28 protein-coding genes are annotated in these 24,193 nt (G+C 71.5%); 8 read left to right on the top strand and 20 right to left on the bottom strand.

What is annotated here, in order from left to right; all coding sequences use genetic code 11:
• Positions 1–29 precede the first annotated feature (29 nt).
• The 7 genes from R4Z62_RS20665 to R4Z62_RS20635 form a co-directional block, all read right to left on the bottom strand.
• Complete coding sequence (locus R4Z62_RS20665) at positions 30–383, bottom strand: hypothetical protein (RefSeq protein WP_064534798.1); 354 nt, start codon at positions 381–383, stop codon at positions 30–32.
• A complete protein-coding gene (locus tag R4Z62_RS20660; protein WP_491520580.1) occupies positions 370–2,103 on the bottom strand; it encodes an AbeC-like domain-containing protein in 1,734 nt (577 codons plus the stop codon). Before R4Z62_RS20660 ends, R4Z62_RS20665 begins: the two co-directional genes overlap by 14 nt.
• 198 nt (positions 2,104–2,301) lie before the next feature.
• On the bottom strand, positions 2,302–3,291 hold the full coding sequence (locus R4Z62_RS20655; RefSeq protein WP_491520579.1) for a malate dehydrogenase: 990 nt from the start codon (positions 3,289–3,291) through the stop codon (positions 2,302–2,304).
• 470 nt (positions 3,292–3,761) lie between these two features.
• Positions 3,762–5,327: a helix-turn-helix domain-containing protein gene (locus R4Z62_RS20650; protein WP_491520578.1), complete on the bottom strand. Its 1,566-nt coding sequence runs from the start codon at positions 5,325–5,327 to the stop codon at positions 3,762–3,764.
• A gap of 147 nt (positions 5,328–5,474) precedes the next feature.
• Entirely contained in the window at positions 5,475–6,023 is a 549-nt protein-coding gene (locus R4Z62_RS20645) for a helix-turn-helix domain-containing protein (RefSeq protein ID WP_491520577.1), read from the bottom strand.
• A gap of 267 nt (positions 6,024–6,290) precedes the next feature.
• On the bottom strand, positions 6,291–6,809 hold the full coding sequence (locus tag R4Z62_RS20640) for a DUF3017 domain-containing protein (RefSeq protein ID WP_491520576.1): 519 nt from the start codon (positions 6,807–6,809) through the stop codon (positions 6,291–6,293).
• Positions 6,799–7,653, bottom strand: coding sequence for a bifunctional methylenetetrahydrofolate dehydrogenase/methenyltetrahydrofolate cyclohydrolase (locus tag R4Z62_RS20635; protein WP_018564921.1), 855 nt, complete (start codon positions 7,651–7,653; stop codon positions 6,799–6,801). The genes R4Z62_RS20640 and R4Z62_RS20635 overlap by 11 nt, the downstream gene beginning before the upstream one ends.
• Before the next feature lie 298 nt (positions 7,654–7,951).
• Here R4Z62_RS20635 and R4Z62_RS20630 point away from each other — a divergent pair, with 298 nt between their 5' ends.
• The 3 genes from R4Z62_RS20630 to R4Z62_RS20620 all read left to right on the top strand — a co-directional run bounded on the left by R4Z62_RS20630 (position 7,952) and on the right by R4Z62_RS20620 (position 10,990).
• The gene (locus R4Z62_RS20630) at positions 7,952–8,518 is read left to right on the top strand and encodes a hypothetical protein (RefSeq protein ID WP_382844439.1); all 567 of its coding nucleotides are present in this window, start codon (positions 7,952–7,954) and stop codon (positions 8,516–8,518) included.
• A gap of 133 nt (positions 8,519–8,651) precedes the next feature.
• Entirely contained in the window at positions 8,652–9,422 is a 771-nt protein-coding gene (locus R4Z62_RS20625; RefSeq protein ID WP_491520575.1) for an FHA domain-containing protein, read from the top strand.
• A complete protein-coding gene (locus R4Z62_RS20620) occupies positions 9,419–10,990 on the top strand; it encodes a serine/threonine protein kinase (protein ID WP_491520574.1) in 1,572 nt (523 codons plus the stop codon). The genes R4Z62_RS20625 and R4Z62_RS20620 overlap by 4 nt, the downstream gene beginning before the upstream one ends.
• A 41-nt stretch (positions 10,991–11,031) precedes the next feature.
• Here R4Z62_RS20620 and R4Z62_RS20615 read toward each other — a convergent pair whose 3' ends face one another.
• The 9 genes from R4Z62_RS20615 to R4Z62_RS20575 all read right to left on the bottom strand — a co-directional run bounded on the left by R4Z62_RS20615 (position 11,032) and on the right by R4Z62_RS20575 (position 17,431).
• A complete protein-coding gene (locus R4Z62_RS20615; RefSeq protein ID WP_491520573.1) occupies positions 11,032–11,436 on the bottom strand; it encodes an SgcJ/EcaC family oxidoreductase in 405 nt (134 codons plus the stop codon).
• A gap of 140 nt (positions 11,437–11,576) precedes the next feature.
• A complete protein-coding gene (locus R4Z62_RS20610; RefSeq protein WP_079159042.1) occupies positions 11,577–12,056 on the bottom strand; it encodes a MarR family winged helix-turn-helix transcriptional regulator in 480 nt (159 codons plus the stop codon).
• 116 nt (positions 12,057–12,172) lie between these two features.
• Positions 12,173–12,709: a hypothetical protein gene (locus tag R4Z62_RS20605; RefSeq protein ID WP_491520572.1), complete on the bottom strand. Its 537-nt coding sequence runs from the start codon at positions 12,707–12,709 to the stop codon at positions 12,173–12,175.
• Between the two features lie 87 nt (positions 12,710–12,796).
• Positions 12,797–13,534, bottom strand: a complete 738-nt coding sequence (locus R4Z62_RS20600) for a class I SAM-dependent methyltransferase (RefSeq protein ID WP_491520571.1) — start codon at positions 13,532–13,534, stop codon at positions 12,797–12,799.
• A 63-nt stretch (positions 13,535–13,597) separates the two neighbouring features.
• Positions 13,598–14,992 carry a hypothetical protein gene (locus R4Z62_RS20595; protein ID WP_491520570.1) on the bottom strand — a complete coding sequence of 465 codons (1,395 nt, stop codon included), beginning with the start codon at positions 14,990–14,992 and terminating at the stop codon, positions 13,598–13,600.
• Positions 14,993–14,994: 2 nt separating this feature from the next.
• Positions 14,995–15,723, bottom strand: a complete 729-nt coding sequence (locus tag R4Z62_RS20590; RefSeq protein WP_491520569.1) for a hypothetical protein — start codon at positions 15,721–15,723, stop codon at positions 14,995–14,997.
• Positions 15,724–15,798: 75 nt separating this feature from the next.
• A complete protein-coding gene (locus R4Z62_RS20585; RefSeq protein WP_491520568.1) occupies positions 15,799–16,383 on the bottom strand; it encodes a hypothetical protein in 585 nt (194 codons plus the stop codon).
• Between the two features lie 158 nt (positions 16,384–16,541).
• Positions 16,542–16,841: a hypothetical protein gene (locus tag R4Z62_RS20580; protein WP_491520567.1), complete on the bottom strand. Its 300-nt coding sequence runs from the start codon at positions 16,839–16,841 to the stop codon at positions 16,542–16,544.
• Between the two features lie 80 nt (positions 16,842–16,921).
• Positions 16,922–17,431 (bottom strand): nucleoside-diphosphate kinase, encoded by a 510-nt coding sequence (locus R4Z62_RS20575; protein ID WP_030344300.1) that lies wholly within the window; start codon positions 17,429–17,431, stop codon positions 16,922–16,924.
• Positions 17,432–17,839: 408 nt separating this feature from the next.
• Between R4Z62_RS20575 and R4Z62_RS20570 the strand changes: the two genes are divergently transcribed.
• From R4Z62_RS20570 to R4Z62_RS20560, 3 genes are all read left to right on the top strand, one after another.
• The gene (locus tag R4Z62_RS20570) at positions 17,840–18,499 is read left to right on the top strand and encodes an NUDIX hydrolase (protein ID WP_491520566.1); all 660 of its coding nucleotides are present in this window, start codon (positions 17,840–17,842) and stop codon (positions 18,497–18,499) included.
• Positions 18,496–18,909 (top strand): NUDIX hydrolase, encoded by a 414-nt coding sequence (locus tag R4Z62_RS20565; RefSeq protein ID WP_491520565.1) that lies wholly within the window; start codon positions 18,496–18,498, stop codon positions 18,907–18,909. Before R4Z62_RS20570 ends, R4Z62_RS20565 begins: the two co-directional genes overlap by 4 nt.
• Before the next feature lie 549 nt (positions 18,910–19,458).
• Positions 19,459–19,932 (top strand): hypothetical protein, encoded by a 474-nt coding sequence (locus R4Z62_RS20560; protein WP_064534775.1) that lies wholly within the window; start codon positions 19,459–19,461, stop codon positions 19,930–19,932.
• 68 nt (positions 19,933–20,000) lie between these two features.
• Here the strand turns inward: R4Z62_RS20560 and R4Z62_RS20555 are convergent, their stop codons facing one another.
• Positions 20,001–20,204 (bottom strand): DUF397 domain-containing protein, encoded by a 204-nt coding sequence (locus tag R4Z62_RS20555; protein WP_491520564.1) that lies wholly within the window; start codon positions 20,202–20,204, stop codon positions 20,001–20,003.
• Positions 20,182–21,036, bottom strand: a complete 855-nt coding sequence (locus R4Z62_RS20550) for a helix-turn-helix domain-containing protein (protein WP_106967163.1) — start codon at positions 21,034–21,036, stop codon at positions 20,182–20,184. The genes R4Z62_RS20555 and R4Z62_RS20550 overlap by 23 nt, the downstream gene beginning before the upstream one ends.
• A 118-nt stretch (positions 21,037–21,154) precedes the next feature.
• Between R4Z62_RS20550 and R4Z62_RS20545 the strand changes: the two genes are divergently transcribed.
• A complete protein-coding gene (locus R4Z62_RS20545) occupies positions 21,155–21,364 on the top strand; it encodes a hypothetical protein (protein ID WP_064534771.1) in 210 nt (69 codons plus the stop codon).
• The gene (locus R4Z62_RS20540; RefSeq protein WP_491520563.1) at positions 21,361–21,762 is read left to right on the top strand and encodes an ATP-binding protein; all 402 of its coding nucleotides are present in this window, start codon (positions 21,361–21,363) and stop codon (positions 21,760–21,762) included. The genes R4Z62_RS20545 and R4Z62_RS20540 overlap by 4 nt, the downstream gene beginning before the upstream one ends.
• Positions 21,763–21,765: 3 nt before the next feature.
• On the opposite strand, the gene purH is transcribed toward R4Z62_RS20540, so the two are convergent.
• Positions 21,766–23,331 carry a bifunctional phosphoribosylaminoimidazolecarboxamide formyltransferase/IMP cyclohydrolase gene (gene purH / locus R4Z62_RS20535; protein ID WP_064534767.1) on the bottom strand — a complete coding sequence of 522 codons (1,566 nt, stop codon included), beginning with the start codon at positions 23,329–23,331 and terminating at the stop codon, positions 21,766–21,768.
• The gene (purN, locus tag R4Z62_RS20530) at positions 23,328–23,957 is read right to left on the bottom strand and encodes a phosphoribosylglycinamide formyltransferase (protein ID WP_064534765.1); all 630 of its coding nucleotides are present in this window, start codon (positions 23,955–23,957) and stop codon (positions 23,328–23,330) included. Before purN ends, purH begins: the two co-directional genes overlap by 4 nt.
• Between the last annotated feature and the right edge of the window lie 236 nt (positions 23,958–24,193).

Here is a 24,193-nt window from a genome sequence, read left to right as displayed (position 1 = left end):
TCTGCCGTCCGGGCGGGCCGCCCGGCAGGTCACATGCCGAGCAGTCCGGCCACCGATCCGGCCGAGGCGAAGACGGCCAGCACCGACTGGGCGTCGGCGAGCAGTTCGCGCAGCCGCTGCCGCCTGCTCTCGCCCGCGCTCCCGGTACGGGTGATCTCGTCCTCGGTGTCGGCCAGCGCCGCGTCCAGGTCCCGGCTCCGGTCGCTCGCCCGGACCCGTTGCAGATCGGCCCGCAGCTCCCGGACCGCGGCGAGCAGTTCCTCCGCCGCCGCATCGCGCGGGGCCGCCGTGCGGTGGCTCTCGGCGTGCGCGTGGCTGCCGATGGCGAACGTGCTGTGCGAGACGTCGCCGATGCGGACGCCGGGCTCATCAGCCGTGGTCATCGTGGCTGTTTCCCTTCTGCGGCGCGAAACCGCCGGTGGTCGCCGAGGATCCGGCCCGCGCGTGCGTGCCGATGGCGAACGTGCTCTGGGCGACGGAGTCGATGTGCACCCCGCCGTTGCTGATGTTGACGACCTTCTGCACGAACTCCCCGGTCTGGTAGCCGTGTTCGGACAGGGCCGTGCGGACGCCGTGGGCGATGCGGTCCTGGACGCTGCGCAGATAGCGGTCGACGTCCATCTGCTGGAAGGTCGATCCGGAGTCGGCGGCGCCCAGTTCCCGTACGGACAGCGCCGGGCCGTCGGGCAGGGCGTCCGCGTAGCCGCCGGTGAGCAGCTGCCAGGCGTGGCCCACCGCCCGGCACAGGGTGAGGAAGGAACTCGTCACCGAAAGGGGCACCTGCCCGGCGGCCCAGGTCGCCATGCCGAGCCAGCCGTTGGCGCGGAACCGGTGGGCCGTGCGGTCGGCGTCCTTGAAGTCCTCGCGGACCGGCATCAGCACATGCGGGGCGATCTCCAGCATGAGCATGCGCCCCTGGGTGTGCACCCGGATGTACACGGTGACGACCAGCTCCTCCTCCCAGCCGCCGACCCGCACCCGCAGGAAGTGCCGCCGCTTCTCGGCGCCCTCCTCGACGGCGCGGTCCCGGTGCTCCTCGAACGCCTCCCGGCTGTAGGGGGCGTCCTGCCGCAGGGACAGGCCCTCGGCGGGCAGGAACACGCACTCGTCCAGCTCCAGCCAGCGCAGCCGGTCGCGCACGGTGTGCCCCGCGTACTCCGGGGGCAGCCGCAGTCCCTCCAGGAGCGGCCGTACGGTGTCCAGGACCGTGCGGTTGCGCAGCGGGCGCGGTGTACGGCCCTCGACGGGGCGCATCTCGACGGCGAGCACCCAGGTGTCGTACGCCCGGCCCGCGCCGCAGAACGGGCGGGACTCGCGGTACATCACGAGCGGGGCGTGCTGTTCGAGCCGGATGCGTTCCTTCAGCCGCTGGAAGCGCGGGGCGTCGGCGCGCTCCGCCGGGTCGGAGGCGGCGTCCGGGAAGCGGTCCGGGGCCAGTTCGCCGCCGAGCGCGCGGGCGAACTGGCTGCGCTGGACGCCCGCGGCCACGGCGACCGCCAGGAACAGCACCAGCGCGAGCCACGCCTGGAGCGCCGTCACCCGGTCGTGGCCGCCGGCCAGCCGGGACAGGGCGGGCAGCAGGCTCAGCAGGAAGCTCTTGAAGCCGGTGGCCTCGTAGGTGTCCCGCTCGCTGGAGAAGGCGGCGACCACGGTGGCGAGCAGGAAGAGGGCGAACACCAGCCGGCCCAGCCAGCGCAGGGCGGCGGCCATGGCCCGGCGCTGCGCCGGTGCGCTCGGGTCCTCGCCGCGGGCGGCCACGCCCATCGCGAGCAGCAGACTGGGCAGCAGATACACCACCATCACCCCGCCGGTCAGCGGCCAGCCGACGATCCACAGCCCCACGATCCCGGCGGCCCACCCGACCTCCGTACGGCGGGCGCGCAGCGCGTGCGCGAGGACGCGGGCCGCGTCGAACCCGAGGGAAGGGGCCACCAGGCGCTGTTCGTTGAGGTGCAGTTCCTCGATCACGCGGTCCCGGTAGACGGGGTCCAGATAGGTCCCCGCGCACAGCAGCCGCGTGGCCTCGCTGGCGTGCGGCGGCACGGGCGGGGGCGCGTCAGGAGGCGCCGGATGCGGCTGTGGCGGCACGGACACGGTGTTCACGTGGCTCCCCCGAGGAGTGAACGGTCATCACTGCGCGTGACACTGATGGACCATCAGCATAGGGGGCGGGCGAGCCACAGGGGAAGCGAACAGTCAAGAGGACGCCGCAGTGGCGCGAACCACACCGTGTCCGCCGGGGACGCACGCGGGCCCCGCTCCGGTCGAACCGGAACGGGGCCCGTGCGCGGGTGCGGTGGCTCAGATGAGGCCGAGGGCGCGGACCGCGTCGCGCTCCTCCGCCAGCTCCTGCACGGAGGCGTCGATGCGGGCGCGGGAGAACTCGTTGATCTCCAGGCCCTGGACGATCTCGTACGCGCCGTCCTTGGTGGTGACGGGGAAGGACGAGATCAGGCCCTCCGGGACGCCGTAGGAGCCGTCCGAGGGGATGCCCATGGAGACCCAGTCGCCCTCGGCGGTGCCGTTGACCCAGGTGTGCACGTGGTCGATGGCGGCGTTGGCGGCGGAGGCGGCCGACGAGGCGCCGCGGGCCTCGATGATGGCGGCGCCGCGCTTGGCGACGGTCGGGATGAAGTCCTCGGCCAGCCACTTCTCGTCGTTGACGGTCTCGGCGGCGTTCTTGCCGGCGACCGTGGCGTGGAAGATGTCCGGGTACTGGGTGGCGGAGTGGTTGCCCCAGATGGTCAGGCGCTTGATGTCGGCGACCGTGGTGCCCGTCTTCTTCGCGAGCTGGGTCAGCGCGCGGTTGTGGTCGAGGCGGGTCATCGCGGTGAAGCGCTCGGCCGGTACGTCCGGGGCGGCGGCCTGGGCGATCAGCGCGTTGGTGTTCGCCGGGTTGCCGACGACCAGGACCTTGACGTCGTCCGCCGCGTGGTCGTTGATGGCCTTGCCCTGCGGCTTGAAGATGCCGCCGTTGGCCTCCAGCAGGTCGCCGCGCTCCATGCCCTTGGTGCGCGGGCGGGCGCCGACGAGCAGGGCGACGTTGGTGCCGTCGAAGGCGACGTTCGGGTCGTCCGAGATGTCGATGCCCTGGAGCAGCGGGAACGCGCAGTCGTCCAGCTCCATGGCCGTGCCCTCGGCGGCCTTGAGGGCCGGGGTGATCTCCAGCAGGCGGAGCTTGACCGGCACGTCCGCGCCGAGCAGCTGGCCGGAGGCGATACGGAAGAGCAGGGCGTAACCGATCTGGCCGGCCGCGCCGGTGACGGTGACGTTCACGGGAGTGCGGGTCATGGCGTTCTCCGTAGACAGCTGGCGGTCGGGGCGTCCCTGCCCCGGGGTGCGGGATCCCCGCGACCGGCCGCGGAGACCGGACGTCCGCCACGGTGATCGATCACGCGTACGGATGATCGATCTCTTGGCGTCAAGAGAGATCCAGCGGTCAGGCTATCGCGCATCCGGCATGCCGGATGTCCGGCCCCCTGTGGCCCGTCCCACAGAGTGAGCCGGTCACCGGCGGGGAACACGCGGGGAACACACGGGAGGCGGCCGTCCGTCCGGGAGAGGGAGAGACAGAACGGCCGCCGAATGGGGGTACCGGAGCACCGGACTCCCGTGGGGGTACGGTCCACGTGCCCCGGGCGGCGGGCCTCATGCGCACCCCACCCGGTTTCTTCTCCGGACCGGTGCGGCTCCTTCACGAACCGAGCCGAGCCGAGCCGCGCCGAGCCGCGCCACGCCGAGCCGCCGCCCCCGCGTGCCCGCTACTCCGTGCACCCCTTCTGCCCCGACGACAGCGTCACGCACGCCCGCGCGCCGGTGGCGTCCGCGACGGCCACCATCGGCGTGTACGCGATGCCGCCGCCCGTGGCCGGGACCGTGTCCCGCTCCGTGTGCGCGCCGACCGTGATCCGGATCTCGTCGCCCTGCCCGGCCCGGACGACCCGGCCCCAGGCGGCGCCGCAGATCTTGCTGTAGCGGACCTCGACGAGGGCGCCGCCGATGGTGACGCTGCGGTCCGTGGTGCCCAGACCGGCGCTGCTGCACCCCATCGCCTGGGCGTCCTTGCCGGTGCAGCCGTCGGCCACGCACTTCACGCCGGGCGGCGGGCTCGGCCGGGTGGTGGCCGACGGCGAGGGCGAACGGGCCGCGCCCGCCGCCTTCTTCCCGCCGTCGCCGCCCGTGAAGTACAGGACGCCGCCGATCACCGCGAGCGTCGTGAGCATGCCCGCGAGGAACATCGCCAGCTGGCGCCGGAAGCCGCCGCCGGAGGCCGGGGCGGGCGGGGCGGGCACGGGCGGTACGGCGTTCGCGGCACCCGCCGGGCCCGTGGCCGCGCCCGGCGGTCCCGGCGGCCCTGGCAGTCCCGGCGGGGCCACGGCCGGTGTGCCGCTGCCGGGGGTGGCGCTGTCCGGGCGGCGTACGGGGCCGCTCGCGCCGCCCGCGGCGGCGGGCACCGCCGCCGCGCCCCCGGCCGGACGGACGCCCATCGGCGCCGGACCCCGGTACCCGGCCAGGCCCCACGAGTTGACCTTCGGGTCCTTCTCTTCCTTCCGGTCCTTCTCTTCCTTCCGGCCCTTGTCTTCCTTCCGGTCCTTCTCTTCCTTCCGGCCCTTGTCTTCCTTCTGGCTCTTGTCTTCCTTCTGGCTCTTGTCTTCCTTCTGTCCCTTGTCTTCCTTCTGGTCCTTCGGCTTCTTCGCGCCCGCCCCGGTCCCCTTCCGTGCCCCGCTCCGCGCGTCCTCGCGGGCGTCCGCGTCCGACGCGGTCGGCTGCGGCGGCACGGTGGGGGACACGCCCGCCGGGCCCGCGATGCCCGGCGTGGGCAGCCTGGTCGCGGCGGTGGCGGTCCTGACGGCGGGCGACTCGGCCGTGGTGCCCTTGCCCGCACGGGCCCCGGGCGCGCCGCCTCGCGGGCCGCCGCCGCCCGAAGTGCCCTTCCCGGAACCGCGACCGGGCCCGGCCCCCGCGTCCGGCGCCGGTGTGCCGGGCGGCTCCTCCTCCAGGGCGACGCGGGCCTGGGCGACGCGGATGGCCTCCATGGTGCGGTCGTGGCGCAGTTCCGCGCGGCTCCAGGCGCGCTCGGCCAGCTCCCACATGGTGGTGAGATGGACCGGGTCGGTGCCGGTCACCTCGGCGAGGGCGATCACCGCGCCCTTGGGCGCCAGCAGCCGCCCGCCCAGATAGCGTTCCCAGGACGTCTTGCTGTAGCCCGTCCGGTCGGCGAGCGCGGCGACGCTCAGCCCGCTCCGGTCCACGAGCCGACGCAGCTGACCCGCGAACTCCTTGACCTGCGGGTCCAGTTCCTCGGGCAGGGCCTTCCAGCGAGGCATCGCTGCTCTCCCCCTCTTCTTTCCCCGGTACGTACCGGCTCTTCCCCGCACGGTGCCTGTGCGGTGCCCGTGCGGAGGACGCGGACACCCCGCCGTACGCGCTGATGGTCCACGCTAGCCCGGTTCCCGGACGGCTCCGACCGCCGCTCAGCCCAGCGCGACGGCGCCCACGACCGCGGTCACCAGCAGCGCGGCGAGCAGCGCGACGGCGTACAGCAGCAGGCGCCCGCCGGGCCGGCCGCGCCGCCGCTCGTCCAGCCCCTCGGGCCGGTCCCACCACGGCACGGTGGGCACCTCCTCGTAGCCCTCGCGCACCTCGCCGTCCGGCGCGTCCGGCGCGTCCGGCCCCTGCGGCACCGCGACCGCGACCGGCACGGACGCGGGCGCGGACGCGGGCAGCGGTGCGGCCAGCGGTGCCGTCCGGGGCCACACCTTGACGGCCATCTCCCAGCGCACGGTGTGCCGTTCGGCGTCCGCTCCGGTCAGGCCCGCGACCCGGCACAGGGCGGCGACCGCCTGCCGGGGCGGGGGCTGGGTGGCGTTGAGATAGCGCTGCCAGGACGACTTGCTGTACGCGGTGCGCGCGCCGAGCGCGACCAGGCTGAGCCCGGTCCCGTCCTTGAGCAGCCGCAGTTGCTCCACGAAATGCCGTACCTCCGGCGGCAGATCGTCCGGCAACGGCTGCCAGGCGCCCATCGCTCACCTCACCTCCCGGCGGCCACGGGGCCCGCCTCGCGGCGAGTGACGACGACGGCGCACCGGCCGGTTCCCACGCCGGTCATGGACATGGCTGTGGCGAAGCGCGGACACCGTAGCGGAACGGTCACTTCCGTGCCACAGCGCACAGACAGGCGTTGAACGCCTGTTCCCCGTGGAGCAGGGTTGATCCCGGCGGCGGCCCGTCCTTACTCGGGGGAGAGGATGGGCCGCCGTCACGCTACTCAGGATGATGCAGGAACCGCGTCAGCGGTTGCGTACGGTGTAGTGCAGAACGTCGTCGAGGAACGGGATCTCCAGCCACGGCTGGGGCTGGGCCATCAGCCCCAGCAGCACGATGGCCAGGCCCAGCACGCCGTAAGTGACGATGTCCGTGAAGCGGGAGCGGACGGCGAGCATGCCGACCCGGGGCAGCAGCCAGCGCAGCACGGCGCCGCCCAGCAGACCGATGCCGACCAGCAGCAGCCCCACCCGGAACGCGTCCAGGGCGATCACCAGCAGGCCGGCGCCGACCGTGATCAGGACGGACAGCAGCGGCCACTGCCGGGCGGGCGCCGGGGCGTCGCCGGGAGCGGCCCGGCCGCCGCCCTCGGGGCGCGCGGTGTCCCGGGTGAACAGCGGGAAGCGGCGCGTGCCGCGCGGGCGGCGCCCCTTCCCGGCCGCCCCGCCGGGCCCGCCGTCCGTGCCGTCCGCGTTCTGGCCGGTCCGCCCCCGGCCCGCCCGGCGCAGCCTGCCGCGTACGGTGCCGCTCGCCTCAGCCGACACTGCGCTCCGCCGCCTCGACCACGTTGACCAGCAGCTGGGCCCGGGTCATCGGGCCGACACCACCGGGGTTCGGGGAGAGCCAGCCGGCCACCTCGGCGACGTCCGGGTGGACATCGCCGACGATCTTGCCCTCGGCGTTGCGGGAGACGCCCACGTCGAGGACGGCGGCGCCCGGCTTGACGTCCTCGGCACGGATCAGGTGCGGGGAACCGGCCGCGGCCACGATGATGTCGGCCCGCTTGAGGTGGGCGGACAGGTCGCGGGTGCCGGTGTGGCACTGGGTGACCGTGGCGTTCTCGCTGCGCCGGGTGAGCAGCAGCGGCATCGGGCGGCCGATGGTCACCCCGCGTCCGACGACCACGACCTCGGCGCCCTTGATCTCCACGCCGTGGCGGCGCAGCAGGGTCAGCACGCCGTTGGGCGTGCAGGGCAGCGGGGCGGGCTCGTTGAGGACGAGGCGGCCGAGGTTCATCGGGTGCAGCCCGTCGGCGTCCTTGTCCGGATCCATCAGTTCGAGGATGCGGTTCTCGTCGATGCCCTTGGGCAGCGGCAGTTGGACGATGTAGCCGGTGCAGGCCGGGTCCTCGTTCAGCTCGCGGACGGCCGCCTCGATCTCCTCCTGGGAGGCGGTGGCGGGCAGCTCGCGCTGGAGGGAGGAGATGCCGACCTCGGCGCAGTCGCGGTGCTTGCCCGCGACGTACTTGCGGCTGCCGGGGTCGTCCCCGACCAGGATGGTGCCGAGGCCGGGCGTGACGCCCTTCTCCTTCAGCGCCGCCACCCGGGCGGTCAGATCGGACTTGATCGCGGCTGCGGTGGCCTTGCCATCGAGAATCTGGGCGGTCATGGCCCCATCCTCGCGGATGACCCGCCCGCTGTTCCAATCCGGTGTGCCGAACCGGGTGGCGGCGCCGTTCGCATCCGCACGCCCCGCCGTCCGCCCGCCCGTCGCGTCCATGATCAGTGATGTTGCACTTGCACAACACCCGCCGGATACGACTGGACAAGTAAGCATTCGGTCAAGAACGATGGACGGCACAGTGCCGCGGGCAGCTCATCGGGGGGACGGACCGCTTTCTGTAGAACTCTCCTCCGTACGGTGCCGCGCGTCGTCCCCGCACTTGATCCACGGAGGAACCACCGCCATGAGTTACGGCGACCCGAACAACCCCTACGGCGCCCCGCAGCAGCCCGGATACGGCCAGCCCCAGCAGCCGGGCCAGGCCCCCGGCTACGGCTACCCGCAGGCCCCGCCGCTGGGCCAGCAGCCCTACGGCGGCGGCGCCCCCCTGACCATGCCGGGCAACGTGAGCGCCGCCCGCGTGATGCTGTGGGTGATCGTCGGTCTCCAGGTGATCGGCGCGGGCCTGTTCGCCGTCTCGGCCGCGACCATCAACGCCGCCCAGAAGGACGACAGCCTCAAGGACAACTCCGCCTTCCAGCAGCTGGCCGACTACTCGACCGGCAAGCTGTGGGCGCTGGTGGTCTTCGCGGTGGTCTGGGGTGTGCTCGCGGCCGTGCTGGCCACCAAGTTCACCTCCGGCGGCAACGGCGTGCGGATCACCATCCTGGTCTTCGGCATCATCACGGCGGTGCTCGGCCTGTACCCGTTCACGCTGGTGGGCATCGTGCACCTGGTCCTCGCCATCCTGATCGCCTGCTTCGTCGGCGGCTCCAAGGGCAAGGCGTGGTTCAACCGCCCGCGTTACTGAGATCCGGCCGCCGTACCGAGCGGTTCCCGCGATTCACCCCCAGGGCCGTGTCTCACCCTCACGAGGGCGGGCACGGCCCTGGTGCGTCGCCCTAGTCTGGGATCCGTAGCCGTCAGGCACGGGGAGACGCACCTTGTACAGCATCATCGTGGTACCTCCGCCGACCACGGAGGACGAGCGGACCGGCGGCCAGTTGCAGCTGGCGCCCGGCGACCATCTGGCCTTCGGGCGCTCCGCCCCGGACAACGACCTGGTGATCGGGCACGACGGGGTCTCCCGCCGGGCCGGACGGATCACCGCGCACGGCGCCTTCTGGATACTGAGCAACCTCTCGGCCCGCCAGACCTACGTCGTGGAGAATCCCGAGGGCGCGGGCGAGCACATCAAGGTGGGGCCGGGCCGCCTGGACGCGCCGGTGCCCTTCGAGTTCTCCCGGATCGTGCTGCCCGCCGCCGGTGATCTGCTGCCCATCGAGGTGTGGGCGCCGCGCCACGACTATCTGCACGGTGCGGGCGGCCCGGACGGCGAACCCACCGTGCCCGCCTTCTCCGTGGACCGCGCCAAGCGCTACTTCGCGGTGCTCGCCGCCCTGTGCGAGCCGCGCCTGCGCGGCGACCCGCACGCGCCGCTGCCCACCGTCGACCAGGTCGTGGAGCGGCTGCGCCCGCTCTGGCCGGCCGCCTCGCGCACCTCGGTGCAGTGGAACATCGACTACCTGGCCGTGAAGCTGCGCCTCAAACCCGGCCCGGACACCGCCGAGTCCGGCCCGCGGCTCAACGGCAAGAAGGAGTCGCTGGTCTCGCTCGCCCTCCGCTTCGACCTGGTGCGCGAGGACGACCTGGTGGTGCTCGCCGGGCCGGGCCGCACGGTGCTCCCGGCCGCCCCGGGCCCGGTGGAGCGGTGACCGAGCCGTACGCCGTGCCGGTGCCGCGCGGCTACCGGGTGGGCGTCTGGGAGGTGCGGCGGCCCCTGGCGACGGGCGCCTTCGGCAGCGTCTACGAGGCCCGGCGGACCGGCGGCGGCCACGGCCCGCTGCCGCAGAGCGCCGCCCTGAAGTTCCTGCCGACCGGCACCGGCACCCCGCGCCGCCTCACTCATCTGCGTGAACTCGTGGACCGCGAGGTGGCGTTGCACCGCCGACTGCGCCGGCCCCGGCTGATCCGGATGTACGAGACGCTGACCGTGGACGATCCCGCATGTCCCGCCCTGGACGGCGCCACCGTCCTCGTCCTGGAGAAGGCGGAGGGCTCGCTCGCCGCGCTGCTCGCCTCGTGTCCCCGGCCCGCCGACGGCCCCGCGCTGCTCGCGCAGATCTGCGAGGGCCTGGCGCAGTTGCACCGGGCCGGCTGGGTGCACGGTGACCTGAAACCGGCCAACGTACTGCTGATGCGGGACGGTTCGGCGCGGCTGGCCGATTTCAACATGGCCGCCGAGCTGGAGGGCACCCACGCCTACTCCCCCGGCTTCTCCACCTCCGACTACACCCCGCCCGAGCTGCTGTGGTCCGAGATCGGGGAGCGCGGGCGGCGGATCCGCCCGTCCGCCGACGTCTGGGCGTTCGGCGTCCTCGCCCATCTGACCCTCACCGGCGCGTTCCCGCTGCCCGGCGGTATCCCCACCGCCCGCCGGGACGCGGCCGTCGCCTACGCGCGCGGCACGGCGGGCCTGTGTCTGTCCCCCGGACTCCCGGACGCCTGGCGGGCGCTGCTGCCGCTCTGCCTGACCCGGACGCACGCCGACCGGATCGGCACCGAGGCGCTGCTGCGCCGCGTCACCGCCGCGGCCGGCACCGCACGCCCGCCGCGCGTGCTGCGGCTGCCCGCGCGCGCCGCCGGGCACCGGCACCGCACCCGCCTGCTCACCGGCGGTCTGCTCGCCACGGCCGCCGTCGCCGCCCTCGGCTACGGCATCGGCACCCTGGCACACGAGCCGCCGCCCGCCGAGACCTCCGCCGCGCTGCCCGGCACCTCGGCCGCCCCCGCCACCTACGGCGCCCCCGAACTCCGTACCGACCAGGGCGTACCGCCCTCCTACCGGCCCCTCATCGTCGACGCGGCGCACGCCTGCCCCAGCGCGGACGTCACCCCCGCGCTGGTCGCCGCCATGCTGAAGGCGGAGAGCGACTTCGACCCCAACCTGTCCGATCCCGCCAAGGACGAGTACGGCATCGCCCGCTGGACGCCGCGCGTGCTGCGCTGGTGGATCCGCCCGGACGGGCAGCCGGAGGCGACGGTCCCCCGGCCGCCGTTCCCGGCCCGGGTCTCCATCCCGGCGATGGGCCGCTACCTGTGCTTCATCGCCCCGAACCTGGCCCCTGGCCTGCCCGGCGACCGGCGCGTTCTGATCGCCGCCGCCTACCGGACCTCGTTCCGCAAGGTGAACGACGCGGGCGGAGTTCCCCCGAAGTACCGCGACTACTGCGCCCGCGTCGCCCACTACCTCAAGGAGTACACGCCTCCGGGCCGCAGGTGACCCTGAGAACTCCGAGGTACCGCCCGCGGCCGGAGGCGTCCTCAGCGGTGGGCGCGCCGGGACCGGCGGCTCATCCTCGTGTTCTGGAACGCCACGCACTCCCAGAGTCCCTCGCGGCGGTGCAGCGTGAAGGTCTGGAACTTGTCGAAGCCGATCCGGCCGCGCTTGCCGATGCCGCCGACGGTGGTCACCACCGCCGTGGACTCGTCCGGCATCCGCACGTCGACCGGCCTGACCGCCATGCGCGTGCCCTTCTGCCACCGGGCGAACACCTCGCGGTGTGTCCGCTCGATGGCGGCACGCCCGAACAGGGCGTCCCCCATGAAGATCACATACGAGGCGTCCTCCGCGAACTGCGCCGCGTAGCCGGTCGCGTCCCCCGCGTCCCAGGCGTCCCGGATCCGGCCGAGGAACTCCTCGACCGTGTCGTCGCTCGTGACCGTCATCGCCGTCTCCCTGTGGTCGGGTGCCGCGCGGCAGCGCCGCGCCTCACTTCGTTCTCACTGAAACTATTCCCACTGAAACGAATTTGGCAAGCCCCGCCACCGACAGGAACAGGACAGCCACCGGAGGACCGGAAGTCCGCTCACCACACCCGGGCGGGCCGTCCCCCGGGCTCGGCGGCGACATTGGCGTGGACGATGCCGAGCAGCCGGCGCAGTTCGGCCTTGTCCCCGGCCGTCAGCCCCGCGGTCAGCCGCCGCTCCGAGGCGCCCGCGAGCCGGATCAGCCGCTCCAGTTCGGCGCGGCCCTCCGCCCGCAGGCGGACCAGTTTCACCCGCGCGTCGGCCGGCGACTCGCGCCGCTCCACCAACTCCCTGTCGATCAGCAGCGCGAGCAGCCCCACCAGACGGCTGGCCGGGATGCCCAGCGAGGAGGCGAGCTGCTGCTGGCTGTGCTCCTCACCGTCACGCAACCCGCGCAGCACGGCGAAGTGCCGCGGATGCAGGCCCTCCACGGCCAGGGCGGACTCGAACGCGAGAGCCGCCGCGTTGCCCACCGAGGCGATCACGAAGCCGAGCGGCTCGTCCGCCCCGGCACTGCGCGTGGCAGGTCCTTTCCTCATCCGGGCAACGTAGCAGCCGGCCGTTCCGACAGGAGCTGCCAGCTTCCTTCACACGTCTCTTGATCATGGAATGCCGGAGACATCGTCTCGACTGCGACAGGGTGGCAGCGGGTGCCTCATGCGCTCCCCGCGTGCACGGCCGCAGCCAGGTGGCGGACGCTCGCGGTGCGAGGGTGGCGTTCGGCCAGCTTGGTGACGATGGCGCGCATGCTGGGGCGGTCCCGGACCTCCGCCGGCGCTTCCCGGTGAGCGGCGGCCAGGGCGACCGCGGTCTCCTCCGGCTTGCCCCACTGCCACCAGGCCCGCGCCATGTCCGTGTGCAGCCGACCCCGGCGTTCGGCGGCGCGGAACTGGCCAGGGTGGACGTTCCTGCCCGCGTGGACAGCGGCGCCGGCATCGCCGAGTCCCCACAGGACCCCGACCTTGTACAGAGCGACGGACGCCGGCGTCACGCTGAACGCCTGCGACTGCCCTTGCCGGTCGGGAAGGAGTTTCACGGCGCGTTCGGCGTCACCGATCATCTCCAGGGCACGGTCACGGTCACCGGCCTGCGCGGCCGCGTACGCCACGGTGCAGAGCATCTGCGCGAACGTCGCGGCCTGCGCGAGCGGGACGGCGAGGCCCGCGGCTCGGAACAGAGAACGGCGTCTCATCGGGTCCTCTTCGGCTTCGGTGTGCCTTCCAGCAGTGGCGGCAACCTTGGGGACGGGGCGTCCCGGACTCGCGGGCTGCTTGAGGGACTACTTCGTGGCGACGACGTAGACGCTGCCCCATCGGCGCTTCGGGTTGGCCATGGTGGGGTCGAAGGTCCAGGGTTCGACGGTGGTGAAGCCGGCCTCGGTGAAGAGCTGGACGAGCTTCTCGTGGTCGTACGCCCACAGGTGCGGGGTGTACGTGGGATCGTCGTCCTGGTCGCGGAAGACGAGGTTCACGAGGTCGAGCCGGGTGTTGATGTCGTCGCGGCAGTCGCGCTTGGCGTACCAGCGCTCGATCGTCTCATCGCAGGAGTTCAAGGGGCCGGGGTACTGGCTCAGGGCGAAGGCGGCGTCGGGAACGCCGGTAATGATCCGGCCGCCCGACACAAGGACGCGGTAGGCCTCGCGGACGTAGTGCTTGGCCGAGCGCGGATAGTCGATGTGCTCCAGGAAGTGCTCGGAGAAGATCTCGTCGGTGCTGTCGTCCTGAAGCGGGATGCCCTCGCGGATGTCCCAGAGGAGGTCGGCCGGCGGAACGAGGTCGATGTTGAAGAAGCCGCCGATGCGGTGGGCTCCGCCGCCGATCTGGACCTTGGCGGGCTTGTCGTCGATCCGGCCGTTGGGCCACGCGCACCGGCTGGCGTGGTGGTAGCGGTGGAGCTCGACCTCCTTGGCGGCGGCCCGGAGGGTGTGGGCAAGGCCGTGGGTGGTGGCGGGGTCGGCGAGGACGGAGGCGATCTGCTCGCCGAGGAGGTCGACGGAGGGCATGCCGGAGGGACTCATCACGGATCTCCTGCGTGTGAGGTTGTTCGGGGTGGGGTGGGCCGCGGATGGCGGCGGCGATGATCAGGCGGCGCTGGGCGCGGGGGCGGTCCACTGGTTGTTGCGCATCAGGGTGTACTTGATGTCCACGAGCCGCGGCGCGATGGTCAGCGAAAGCTCTTCGACCGGGTGGAGGTGGCCGGCATCGTCATGCTCGGCGCGCCAGACGCGGTAGTCGAGGTCGGGGTAGGCCGGGTTGATGCCGATCTCGCCCTTGGGCATCGTGCCGTTGAACGGTGCGACGATGTCCATGTGGTTCCAGTAGTTCCAGGCTTGCAGCGCCTTGTGCTGGTCGAAGTAGAAGTAGAAGTCGGGGTAGCGGCCGAAGGTGCGCAGTTCCCGGTGGATGAGGTGACCGAGGAGCGGTCCGAGCTGTGTGGCCAGGGAGTCGAACTCCCAGCGCGTCCGGTGCCATGCCTCAGGGGCGTCGCCGGGCGCGAAGAGGCGGGCGGCGACGAGGTAGCTGATCCGCTCGACCAGGTACGCGCTCGCGTGGCTGGTGTCGATGGTCGGGTCGACTCGGTGGATGAGCGCGGCCAGCTGCTTCGGACGGGGACGGAACCTCGCGAGGTCGAACTTGCCTTCCATCGCGGGGAAGGAGGCGAACAGCATCTCCTTGTACAGCCAGTTGTTCAGCTCGCCGAGCTCGGCGAGGCGCCGGGTGTGGTGGGAGGTCGATTGCAGCATCAGGTACTCGGCGACCGCCTCGAAGTACAGGTAGCCGAGGATCGGCAGTCGGGGGATCGTCTCGTCGAGCAGCTTGAGGAACGGCTCGGCGCCGACCTGGGTGCCCTGGTAGGCGACAGCGGCAGCGGTGGTGAGGAACGCGGCCGAGTTCTTGACCCGGCTGACGACGGTCTCGCGCAGCTGGTGCCGTTCGTTCTTGCTCAGCAGGTATTCGAGGTGGCTGTAGATCTGCAGGTGGATGAGGCCCAGCCGCAGGTAGTCCACGCCGGCGAGACCGCGGTACGCCTGCGGCGGGGTGTCGATCTCGAAGATCAGCGGAGTGGGGACGCGATCGGTGACGCCGAGCTTGGCCAGGAAGGTCGGCGCCTCCTTGGTCAGGACGTAAGCGCCGAGGTTGTGCATGCGGAAGCCCTGGTCGGTCGCGGTGAGCGGCGCGCAGTAGATGCTTCCGACGAGGCAGCCGCCCGTCGGGTAGAGAACTCCCTGCCGGCTGATCTCCTCCAGAGCGTGGGTGACGTGCAGGAGGTGCAGCTTGCCGTTTCCGTTCAGGGCCTTGAAGAGGGCGTTCCGCCGCAGCAGGTGGCCGTTCGGGGTCTCCTCGGCAAGCCGTCGCTCCCAGCCCGCGGTCTGGGCAGCGAGCGGGTCGGTGTGGTCGGAGGGGCTGGGGATGAGGGCGGAGTCGAAGAAGGCGTGGGCATCGGCCCACAGGTGGTAGGCATCGAGGAAGTCCATGGTCAGACCAGGCCCTTCTCGGCGAGCGCGTAGCGGACGGCCGCGGTGCCGCTGGCCCCGGCGAGGTAGGCCCGCTCCGAGACCAGGACCAGGTCGAAGGCGAGGCCACGCAGCTGGTCGAAGGCGGGCTCCCGGACGTACAGGGACTCCGGCCACCACTTCAGCTTCGGCAGGCGGTAGCGGTCCAGGGCATCGGCAGCCTTGACCACGTCGGTGATGCGCTCGGCCTGGGCGTGGTCGGACTTGTCGTCCGCGGTGAACGCCTCGTACGGAATGTCGTGCAGTCGGACGGCAGTGGCCGCCTGCACGATCCGCCGGGGTGTGGCGGCGAGGCCGAAGTGGCCCCAGATGGCGTCGGCGTTCGCGGCCAGCCAGATGGCCGCGCGGGCGCCGTGCCCGCGGTCGTCCTGGTCGTGGCACCGCTGGCAGTCGTGTACGGCCGCGGCGAGAATCGCCGTGGCGGTGTCGGCGTCGTCGAGGCCGTTCGTCTCGGCGAGGACGGCGGCGAGCGCCGCCGTCCTCATGGCGTGCCGGACACCGTGGAGCGAGGTGTACAGGCGGGGGTCCGCCCACCACCGGGTGTGCAGAACGGCGCCCGCGAGCAGCTCCTTCGACTGCGGGCGCACGGCCGGCTGCGGCGTCGGCGGGAGGCCGGGCCTGTGGTCGCTGATCCACGCGATGGTGGCGTGGTCCATGTGCTGGTGGAGCGGGAGGTGCCCTCGGGCAGCCATGTCGATCAGACTTACGGTCAACGGAGTCGTGCTCACTCGTGCCCACCCCCTTGGTGGTTTCCGCGGTGATGTCCCCTACCGGGTCGGCGCGGCCTGCTGCTCGCGCTCTTTGCGCTCCTTCTCGGCGGCCTCAAAGGCTGCCGTGAAGTCGGCCAGCTCCTGCTCCGTCATCAGGGGCACGCCGAGCATCGTGGCGACGCCCGTGATCTTGGCCTCGGCCTTGGCGCAGGCGGCGTCCGAGGCGCCGTCTTCCAGCAGGACCTCGAACTCGGCGTGGTAGCCCCACGCCTCACTCCACTTGACCGCGATCTCCACGTCATCGAGGCGGAAGTTGTGACGGAAGTTGAACGCCTCGTGCATCGCCGCCTCGAACCCGAGCGCGTTGAACACCTTCACCGCGGCGGGAACATCGGCGGGGGCGATGGCGAACTCGGTCTCCGCGAAGGCCGCGCCCTGCCCGATCTTGTTCCGCTTGAGCGTGATCTTGGCGGTGCCGGCGGCGGTGTTGTCGCTGACCTTCAGGAGCTGGTCGGGGAGCACGTAGAAGTAGATGTGCTTGTCGTCGGGGCCCAGGTCCTCCCCGTCCGCCTTCAGGCGGGTGACGAGCTGGTCGTGGACCCCCTTGGTGAAGCGGGCGCGCATCTCGATCTCGACGGCCACGGTGCTGCTGCCTCCTCGTTTCAGGCATGGCGAAACCAGCCGGACCTGCTGCGAGGGGGCTGTCCGGTCGGGCGATCGCCATGGAGTTGGTGGTCGGGCGCGGGGTGATGCGGCCGATGCGGGGTGTCTGCCGCATCACCCCGGTGGATCGGCGGGTGTCAGCCGAGGGTGCCGAAGCGCTCCTCGACCACACCCGAGTGCAGGTACGTCGGCAGCTGGACGCCTCCCACCGACGTACGGCCGGTGGCGACCTGCTCCTCCGTCTCGCTGGGGAAGCCCTTCAGCAGACGCAGGCACTGCTGGGCCCATTCCTGCGACGCGGGCCAGTCGCCCAGGCCGCGGTGGCGCACGGCCAGGGCATACGCGGTCTCGGTGGCGGCCCACCGGTCGGTCGCCAGCTCACGCTGGAAGATCGATTCCAGCTCGTCGGTGGAGGCCAGGCGGGTCTGGTCGGTCATGGTGCCCTCTCGGTTCAAACGGTCGTGCCCCAGTGGTGATCAACGCCCCTGCGTCCCCGGGGTGACGCCGTGACCCGCTGTCAGTACGTGTAGATCTCGGCCAGCGTCTTGTAGTCCTGCAGCTCGTCCTTGTCGAACCACAGCTCCACCTCCTGCTTGGCCTCCTCCGCGTTGCCGGAGGCGTGCACGAGGTTCGCGACCGCCTTGCCCGAGGCGATACTGGCCGCCGCGCTGTAGTGCGAGAAGTCGCCACGCACCGTGCCGGCCGGAGCCTGGTTCGGGTACGTGCTGCCGACGATCTTGCGGACGGTGGCGATGGCGTCGAAGCCCTCCAGCACCAGGGCGATGACGGGCCCCTGCTGCATGAACGTCGCCGTGAGGTTGTAGACCTCAGACCCCAGTCGTTCTTCCAGGTCGAAGTAGTGCTTGCGGGTGAACTCCTCGTCCATCCATTTCATCTTGGTGCCGACGATCTTCAGCGCGGCATCCTCGAATCGCGTGATGATCCTTCCTGCCAGGCCACGCGCCAGCGCATCGGGCTTGAGCAGGACGAGCGTGCGCTCGACGGTGTGTGCCTGAACCTCGGCCATGGACTCCCTTTCGCCTTGCTGGCAACCAGATGTGACGGCCAATCAGCCGTCACCTGGTGAGGTTACCGGCGCTGGCGGGGCGATTCGGGCGTGCGGGCAGTGCCCCGGACGGGCGAACGTCGGCCAAGGTGCGGCCGATCAGCCCATCAGGATTCCCGATTCGGCCAACTTCTCTGTCTCCACTATCCGCTGGGGGTACGCACCTAGAATCTCCCTGTGGTCGTCTGGCGCTCTCACACCCCGCATACGCCTCCCAGGAACCGAGCCTTTGGCGGCTGATTCCTTGGGCCCTTGGTGACTCCGATTCTTCCGGGGCTCTTCCCGCGTGACCATGAAGTGCCAGTGCAGTGGGAGTGCACTTTCGGCGCGCGGATTCCTGCACCGGGCGGCGACGAAGGGGGCAGTCTTGTGGACGTGATCGAACGCTGGAGCGGCCTGTACGCCTGCCTGCTGCAGTCCGCTCTACGGCTCGGCAACGAACAGTTCGCCGCCCACCTCGGCATCGCCGTGAGGACGGTGGCCACCTGGCACTCCGACGCGGCCCTCGTGCCTCGCAGGGAGATGCAGCAGCTTCTCGACACGGCCCATGAGCAGGCTCCTCCGGCAGCGCGACAGCGCTTCGCACTCCTGCTGGTGAAGGAGCGAGCCCCGATGGATTCGACGCCACCCGGCGCACAGGCGCTGCGGGTGGCCATCGCGGTGGTCGTCCGCGACAGCGATGTCCTCCTGGTGTGCCGACGGGACGACGACGCTGCTGGAATCACGTGGCAGTTCCCGGCCGGCGTCATCAAGCCGGGTGGCAAGGCGGAGACCACCACCGTGCGGGAGACCTTGGACGAGACGGGTGTCCACTGCGCGGTCCGGCAGCGCCTCGGGAATCGCCTTCACCCCGCGACCGGGGTGCTGTGTGAGTACTTCCTCTGCGAGTACCTGGCCGGCGAGGCCACGAACAGTGACGCGGCCGAGAACATCGACGTCGTGTGGGTCCCCAGAAACTCGGTGCCCCGCTTCATCCCCGTCGATACGATCTTCCCACCCGTCCTGGCCGTCCTGGAGGAGCAGACGTGACGCAGCAGAACACGGACGAGTGCCTGGGCATCGCCGCCGCCGTCGTCGTGAACCAGGGGCGTGTGCTGATGGTGCGCCGCCGGGTCAGCGAGGGACAGCTCTCCTGGCAGTTCCCGGCCGGCGAGGTCGAGCCGGGCGAGGCCCGCGAGGACGCCGCTGTGCGGGAGACCCAGGAGGAGACCGGGCTGACCGTGGCGGCTGTGAAGCTGCTCGGCGAGCGCGTCCATCCGAAGACGGGCCGGCTGATGTCGTACACCGCGTGCGAGATGCTGGGCGGAACGGCCCACGTCGCGGACACCGAGGAGCTGGCCGAACTGGCCTGGGTCGCCCATGGCGAGATCCCACAGTACGTGCCGTACGGCCTGTTCGAGCCGGTACAGGACTACCTCGACACGGCCCTCCCTTCCTGAGCAGCCTCAAGCCGCAGTCGTGCATGTAGAGGAGTGCGTTGTCGGGGCTGGGACGGCAGGGCTCACCGCCGCCGACGTTCTGACTTGAGCGGGCTGTCTGACCGGACGACGGAGGGCGGCCGGTGAGCAGGAGGCCTCCCGACCACCGGCATCAGTTCGCCACGCGAGTACGTCGCACATGCGTTCCGCCGTGTCCAGTTCCCTTTGGGCGGTTGCCTGGGTGAGCAGGGTGGTGGGGTTGTGTCCGGCGGTTCGGGCTTCGTCGAGGGTGGCCGCGAGGGCAGGCCAGCCCGGCTCGGCGAAAATGCGGTCGGCCGGCTCCGGTGTTCGGGCACCAGGACGCGCAGGTGTGTTCGCCGTATGTGATTCCCCCGTGGAGCAGGTCTGTTCCGTGGTCCGCCGCCGACTCTACGCAGCGGCCACCCCGGCCACGATGGGGACAGCCCCCGCGACCCTGAGACTTCCGAGGTACCCGCGGCGGCGGCCCGCTGACACGGTGGTACCACTCCGCTTCGGCGGTACGACCACCTTCGTCACATGGGGGAACCTGTGAACGTGAAGAAGCCCGCCGCGCTGCTCGTCGCGGCCACCGCCCTGCTCGCCGGAACCTCGGCCGCGGCCTCCGCGTCCGACCCGGCCGGCACCCGGGTGACCAGCCTCCAGCAGCGGGCCGAGCAGGTCCTGGCGGGGCATCCCGAGCCCCTCCACGTCACCGCCGACGCGGTGAGGTACGACGGCCTCACCGTCACCGACGCACCCAGGAACAGGGCCGCCCTGAAGAAGGACCTGGACTGCGCCTACGGCCATCTCTGCATGCTCGTCAACGGCCAGAAGTTCGACTTCTACAAGTGCCAGACCTGGAACCTGAACAACTGGACCGGCAACGGTCCCTTCACCAACAACCAGACACCGGGCACGGTGGCGAAGTTCTTCAACAAGGACGGCAGCGTCCGCTGGACGTCCACCGCCTACCAGGCCGGTACGGCCACGTGGGACCCGATCTGGTCCCTGCGCCCCTGCTGATCCGGGCCGCCTGACGGCGATGGCCTCCGGCCCCTCCTGGGGGAGGGCCGGAGGCCGTTGCCATGCGGTCAGTCCTTGAGCGCGGAGAGGAAGGGATCCCAGGCGCTCCGCTGAAAGAGGAGGACGGGGCCGGCGGGGTTCTTGGAGTCGCGGACGGGGAGGAGAGCGGGGAAGGCGTCGGCTACTTCGACGCAGTCTGCGCCGTCGTCATTGCTGTAACTGCTCTTGCGCCACGTCAGCCGGCGCGGATCAATCACCTTGCTGTGCCTCATGTTTGTAGGTCCTCGCAGCTTCTTCGATCAGAGAAAGGGACGCATCCGGCGGAAGGGCGATGGCCCTGAGCAGATCGTAGCGACTGCGATACTCCTTCACCGTCGACGGGTAATCGATGATGTGACCGTCAAAATCGCTCTCTGTCCACACCAGTGGCGGGGCATCCGCAAAGGTCATGAGCTTGGCCATGCCATGCTTCAAGGGGTGCCACGGGATCGTTTGCGGAACGACTTGCAGAACGCTCTGCGTGGCCCGCACCAGATCCAGAACGTGCTCCAGTTGCTTAGCCATCACCGCTGGGGGAAGCGGCGTGTCCCGGACCGCCCCCTCCGTCACGATCCCCCAGTATGTCGGCCGATCCGCCCGACGCCACAGCTCCGCGCGCACCATTCGGCCACGGGCTCTTTCGTCGATCTTCTCCGGTAGCACCAACGGCCCCATGTACCGCGCGAGCCCCCGGAAGTACTCCTCCGTCTGAAGCAGACCAGGGAAGATGTCGGGATGCCATTCCTCCAGTGACGTCGCCTGCTTCTCCAGCTCCGGTACTTCGAGGAAGTACATCGGATGCCCGGTGTTCCTCGCCTTGGCGACGTCTTCACAGCGCCGCTCGAAAAACCCGTCCGTCCCCAACCGCTGGTCCGCGTGCCGTGCGAGATCCAGCGGCATCCGCCGCTCACCCCGCTCGATCTGGCTCAGGAACGAGATCCCCCGGAAGCTGCCCTCGGCCAACTGCTCCAGCGTGAGGCCCGCCGCCTCGCGCTTGAAGCGCAACTCCGCGCCGTAGAAGGAGGGGACGCTCGTCGAGGCGTCGGGATCCTTGCGAGCGGGCATCGCTCATCACCACCGTTTACCAGTCACCGTGCGCAACCCGAACCCCTGGCACGGTACGCCGCGTTACGCCACTGTGTGAGCCATTCGTCACGCATCGCACACAGAAAGGTGTACGCCCGTGCCGCACCCCCACATCAGGGAAGCCGAGGCCCACTTGGCGGAACTGCGCGCCGCGCTCCTGGCGCACGGCATCACGCTGCCCTCGCTGGGACTCGAACTCCCCTCGCTGGCCGCGTCGTACAGCGCCCCGCTCGTCGCGCTCGGGAACTGCAATCAGGCCACCGCCCAGGCACTGACGGCCGCGCTGCGGAAGGGAGCGGCGGGGTGAGGACGTCACCGCCACCGCTGGCACTGGAACTGGCGGCGTACCCAACGGCCGTGGCGGAGGTGCGCCGGGCGGTGCGCGAGCACCTGGGCGTGCCGTGCGGCGATGTGCAGCTCTGCGTCAGCGAGTTGCTGACGAACGTGATCCTGCACGTCGGGGAGGGCGCCCTCGTGTCCGTACGGGTGCGGTGCCCGGACGGGGAGGACGGCCCGGTCCGCGTCGAGGTGGGCGACCGGGAGCCGCACGCGTGGCTGGTGGTGCGCCACGCGGACGAGGAGGAGGAGGAGTCCGGGCGCGGACTCCTCCTCCTCGACGCGGTGGCGCTGCGCTGGGGCGTCACCCAGAACGGCCACGGCAAGACCGTCTGGTGCGATGTGCCCCTGGGCCCGGGGAGCGGGTGAGGGTCAGTGGAAGAAGTGGCGCGTGCCGGTGAAGTACATCGTCACGCCCGCCTTCTTCGCGGCCTCCACGACCTGCTCGTCGCGGATCGAGCCGCCCGGCTGCACGATCGCCTTCACCCCGGCCGCGATCAGGATCTCGGGGCCGTCCGGGAAGGGGAAGAACGCGTCCGAGGCGGCGTAGGAACCGCGTGCCCGCTCCTCGCCGGCCCGCTCGACGGCGAGCTTGCAGGAGTCGACGCGGTTGACCTGGCCCATGCCGACGCCGACCGAGGCGTTGTCCTTGGCGAGCAGGATCGCGTTGGACTTGACGGCCCGGCAGGCCCGCCAGGCGAAGGCGAGCTGGGCCAGCTCGTCGGCGGACAGCGCCTCGCCGCTGGCGAGCGTCCAGTTGGCCGGGTCGTCGCCGTCGGCCTGGAGCCGGTCGGTGACCTGGAGCAGCGCACCGCCGTCGATGGGCTTGACCTCGGCCGGGTGGGAGGGCGCGCCCTGCGCCTTCAGCACCCGGATGTTCTTCTTCCTGGCGAGGGCCTCCAGCGCGCCGTCCTCGTAGTCCGGGGCGACGATGACCTCGGTGAAGATGTCCGCGACCTGCTCGGCCAGCTCCTTGCTGACCGGGCGGTTCACGGCGATCACACCGCCGTAGGCGGAGACCGGGTCGCAGGCGTGCGCCTTGCGGTGCGCCTCGGCGACATCCGCGCCGGTCGCGATGCCGCACGGGTTGGCGTGCTTGATGATCGCCACGCACGGCTCGTCGTGGTCGTACGCGGCACGGCGGGCGGCGTCCGTGTCCGTGTAGTTGTTGTACGACATCTCCTTGCCGTGCAGCTGCTCGGCCTCGGCGAGACCGGCGCCGGTGCCGTCGGTGTAGAGCGCGGCGGGCTGGTGCGGGTTCTCGCCGTAGCGCAGGGTGTTCTTGCGCTCCAGCGTGGCGCCGAGGAACTCGGGGAAGGCCGAGTCGTCGGCGGGCGCGTAGGACGCGGCGAACCAGCCGGCCACCGCGATGTCGTAGGACGCGGTGTGCTGGAACGCCTCGGCGGCCAGCCGCTTGCGGGCGGCCAGGTCGAAGCCGCCGTCGCGGACCGCGGCCAGCACGTCGGCGTACCGCTCGGGGCTGGTGACGACCGCGACCGAGGGATGGTTCTTGGCGGCGGCGCGCACCATGGAGGGGCCGCCGATGTCGATCTGCTCGACGCACTCGTCGGGCGACGCGCCGGAGGCGACCGTCTCGCGGAACGGGTAGAGGTTGACGACGACGAGACCGAAGGGCTCCACGCCCAGCTCGTCGAGCTGGCGCCGGTGGTCGTCGAGGCGCAGGTCGGCGAGGATGCCCGCGTGCACCTTGGGGTGCAGGGTCTTGACCCGGCCGTCCAGGCACTCGGGGAAGCCGGTCAGCTCCTCGACCTTGGTGACAGGGACCCCGGCGGCGGCGATCCTCGCGGCGGTGGAGCCGGTGGAGACCAGCTCGACCCCGGCCTCGTGCAGCCCGCGGGCCAGCTCCTCCAGACCGGTCTTGTCGTAGACGCTGACGAGCGCGCGCCGGATGGGCCGCTTGTTGCTCTCGGCGGTCACAGGATTACTACCTTTCGTCCCTCGATGCGATAGCCGTGGCGGGCGAGCCGGCTCACGACCTCGACGAGCAGCCTTCGCTCGACTTCCTTGATGCGCTCGTGCAGCGCACTCTCGTCGTCCTCGTCCCGGATCTCGACCACGCCCTGGGCGATGACCGGACCGGTGTCGACGCCGTCGTCGACGAAGTGGACGGTGCAACCGGTGACCTTGGCGCCGTACGCGAGCGCGTCACGGACGCCGTGGGCTCCCGGGAAACTGGGCAGCAGGGCCGGGTGCGTGTTCACGAACCGCCCGCCGAAGCGCGCGAGGAACTCCTTGCCCACGATCTTCATGAACCCGGCGGAGACGACGAGATCGGGCTCGTGGGCGGCGACCGCCCCGGCGAGCGCCGCGTCCCACTCGTCGCGGGTGGCGTGGTCCTTGACCCGGCACACGAAGACCGGCAGCCCGGCGCGCTCGGCGCGCGCCAGCCCCTCGATGCCGTCGCGGTCGGCGCCCACGGCGACGATCTCGGCGCCGTACGACTCGGCTCCGGCCTCCGCGATCGCGTCGAGGAGCGCCTGGAGGTTGGTGCCGGATCCGGAGACCAGCACGACGAGGCGCTTGGCCACGGGCTTGGCGGCCACGGTGGGGCCCTTTCTCGGGGAGCTGTTCTTGTACGGTCGTACGAATGCTTCGGGTCCCCGGATACGGGGAACCCTACGAAGCAGCCGACCGCCAGCAACGATACCGGCACTCCTGACGGCCCCCGTGGGACGGGGGCGCGGCCGGGCGGTAGCGTCTGCACCGGCCTGGTACGGGAACGCGCCGGGGACACCCGGGGAACGCAGTGTGCGCTCCGGGCGTTCAAGGGGTGAGGGAC

This window comes from Streptomyces sp. PL-25, from assembly GCF_058344915.1.
The sequence above is the reverse complement of the archived record's forward strand: the minus strand, read 5'-3'. Positions and strand labels throughout refer to the sequence as shown.

Coding starts and splice junctions, on each gene's coding strand:
- R4Z62_RS20645 (WP_491520577.1), bottom strand. CDS start 6,023: ATGGGCGCCTGGCAGCCGTTGCCGGACGATCTGCCGCCGGAGGTACGG.
- R4Z62_RS20600 (WP_491520571.1), bottom strand. CDS start 13,534: ATGAGTCCCTCCGGCATGCCCTCCGTCGACCTCCTCGGCGAGCAGATC.
- R4Z62_RS20555 (WP_491520564.1), bottom strand. CDS start 20,204: ATGAGGCACAGCAAGGTGATTGATCCGCGCCGGCTGACGTGGCGCAAG.
- R4Z62_RS20635 (WP_018564921.1), bottom strand. CDS start 7,653: ATGACCGCCCAGATTCTCGATGGCAAGGCCACCGCAGCCGCGATCAAG.
- R4Z62_RS20665 (WP_064534798.1), bottom strand. CDS start 383: ATGACCACGGCTGATGAGCCCGGCGTCCGCATCGGCGACGTCTCGCAC.
- R4Z62_RS20595 (WP_491520570.1), bottom strand. CDS start 14,992: ATGGACTTCCTCGATGCCTACCACCTGTGGGCCGATGCCCACGCCTTC.
- R4Z62_RS20550 (WP_106967163.1), bottom strand. CDS start 21,036: ATGCCCGCTCGCAAGGATCCCGACGCCTCGACGAGCGTCCCCTCCTTC.
- R4Z62_RS20650 (WP_491520578.1), bottom strand. CDS start 5,327: ATGCCTCGCTGGAAGGCCCTGCCCGAGGAACTGGACCCGCAGGTCAAG.
- R4Z62_RS20580 (WP_491520567.1), bottom strand. CDS start 16,841: ATGACCGACCAGACCCGCCTGGCCTCCACCGACGAGCTGGAATCGATC.
- R4Z62_RS20575 (WP_030344300.1), bottom strand. CDS start 17,431: ATGGCCGAGGTTCAGGCACACACCGTCGAGCGCACGCTCGTCCTGCTC.
- R4Z62_RS20615 (WP_491520573.1), bottom strand. CDS start 11,436: ATGACGGTCACGAGCGACGACACGGTCGAGGAGTTCCTCGGCCGGATC.
- R4Z62_RS20605 (WP_491520572.1), bottom strand. CDS start 12,709: ATGAGACGCCGTTCTCTGTTCCGAGCCGCGGGCCTCGCCGTCCCGCTC.
- R4Z62_RS20655 (WP_491520579.1), bottom strand. CDS start 3,291: ATGACCCGCACTCCCGTGAACGTCACCGTCACCGGCGCGGCCGGCCAG.
- R4Z62_RS20590 (WP_491520569.1), bottom strand. CDS start 15,723: ATGGCTGCCCGAGGGCACCTCCCGCTCCACCAGCACATGGACCACGCC.
- R4Z62_RS20630 (WP_382844439.1), top strand. CDS start 7,952: ATGAGTTACGGCGACCCGAACAACCCCTACGGCGCCCCGCAGCAGCCC.
- R4Z62_RS20610 (WP_079159042.1), bottom strand. CDS start 12,056: ATGAGGAAAGGACCTGCCACGCGCAGTGCCGGGGCGGACGAGCCGCTC.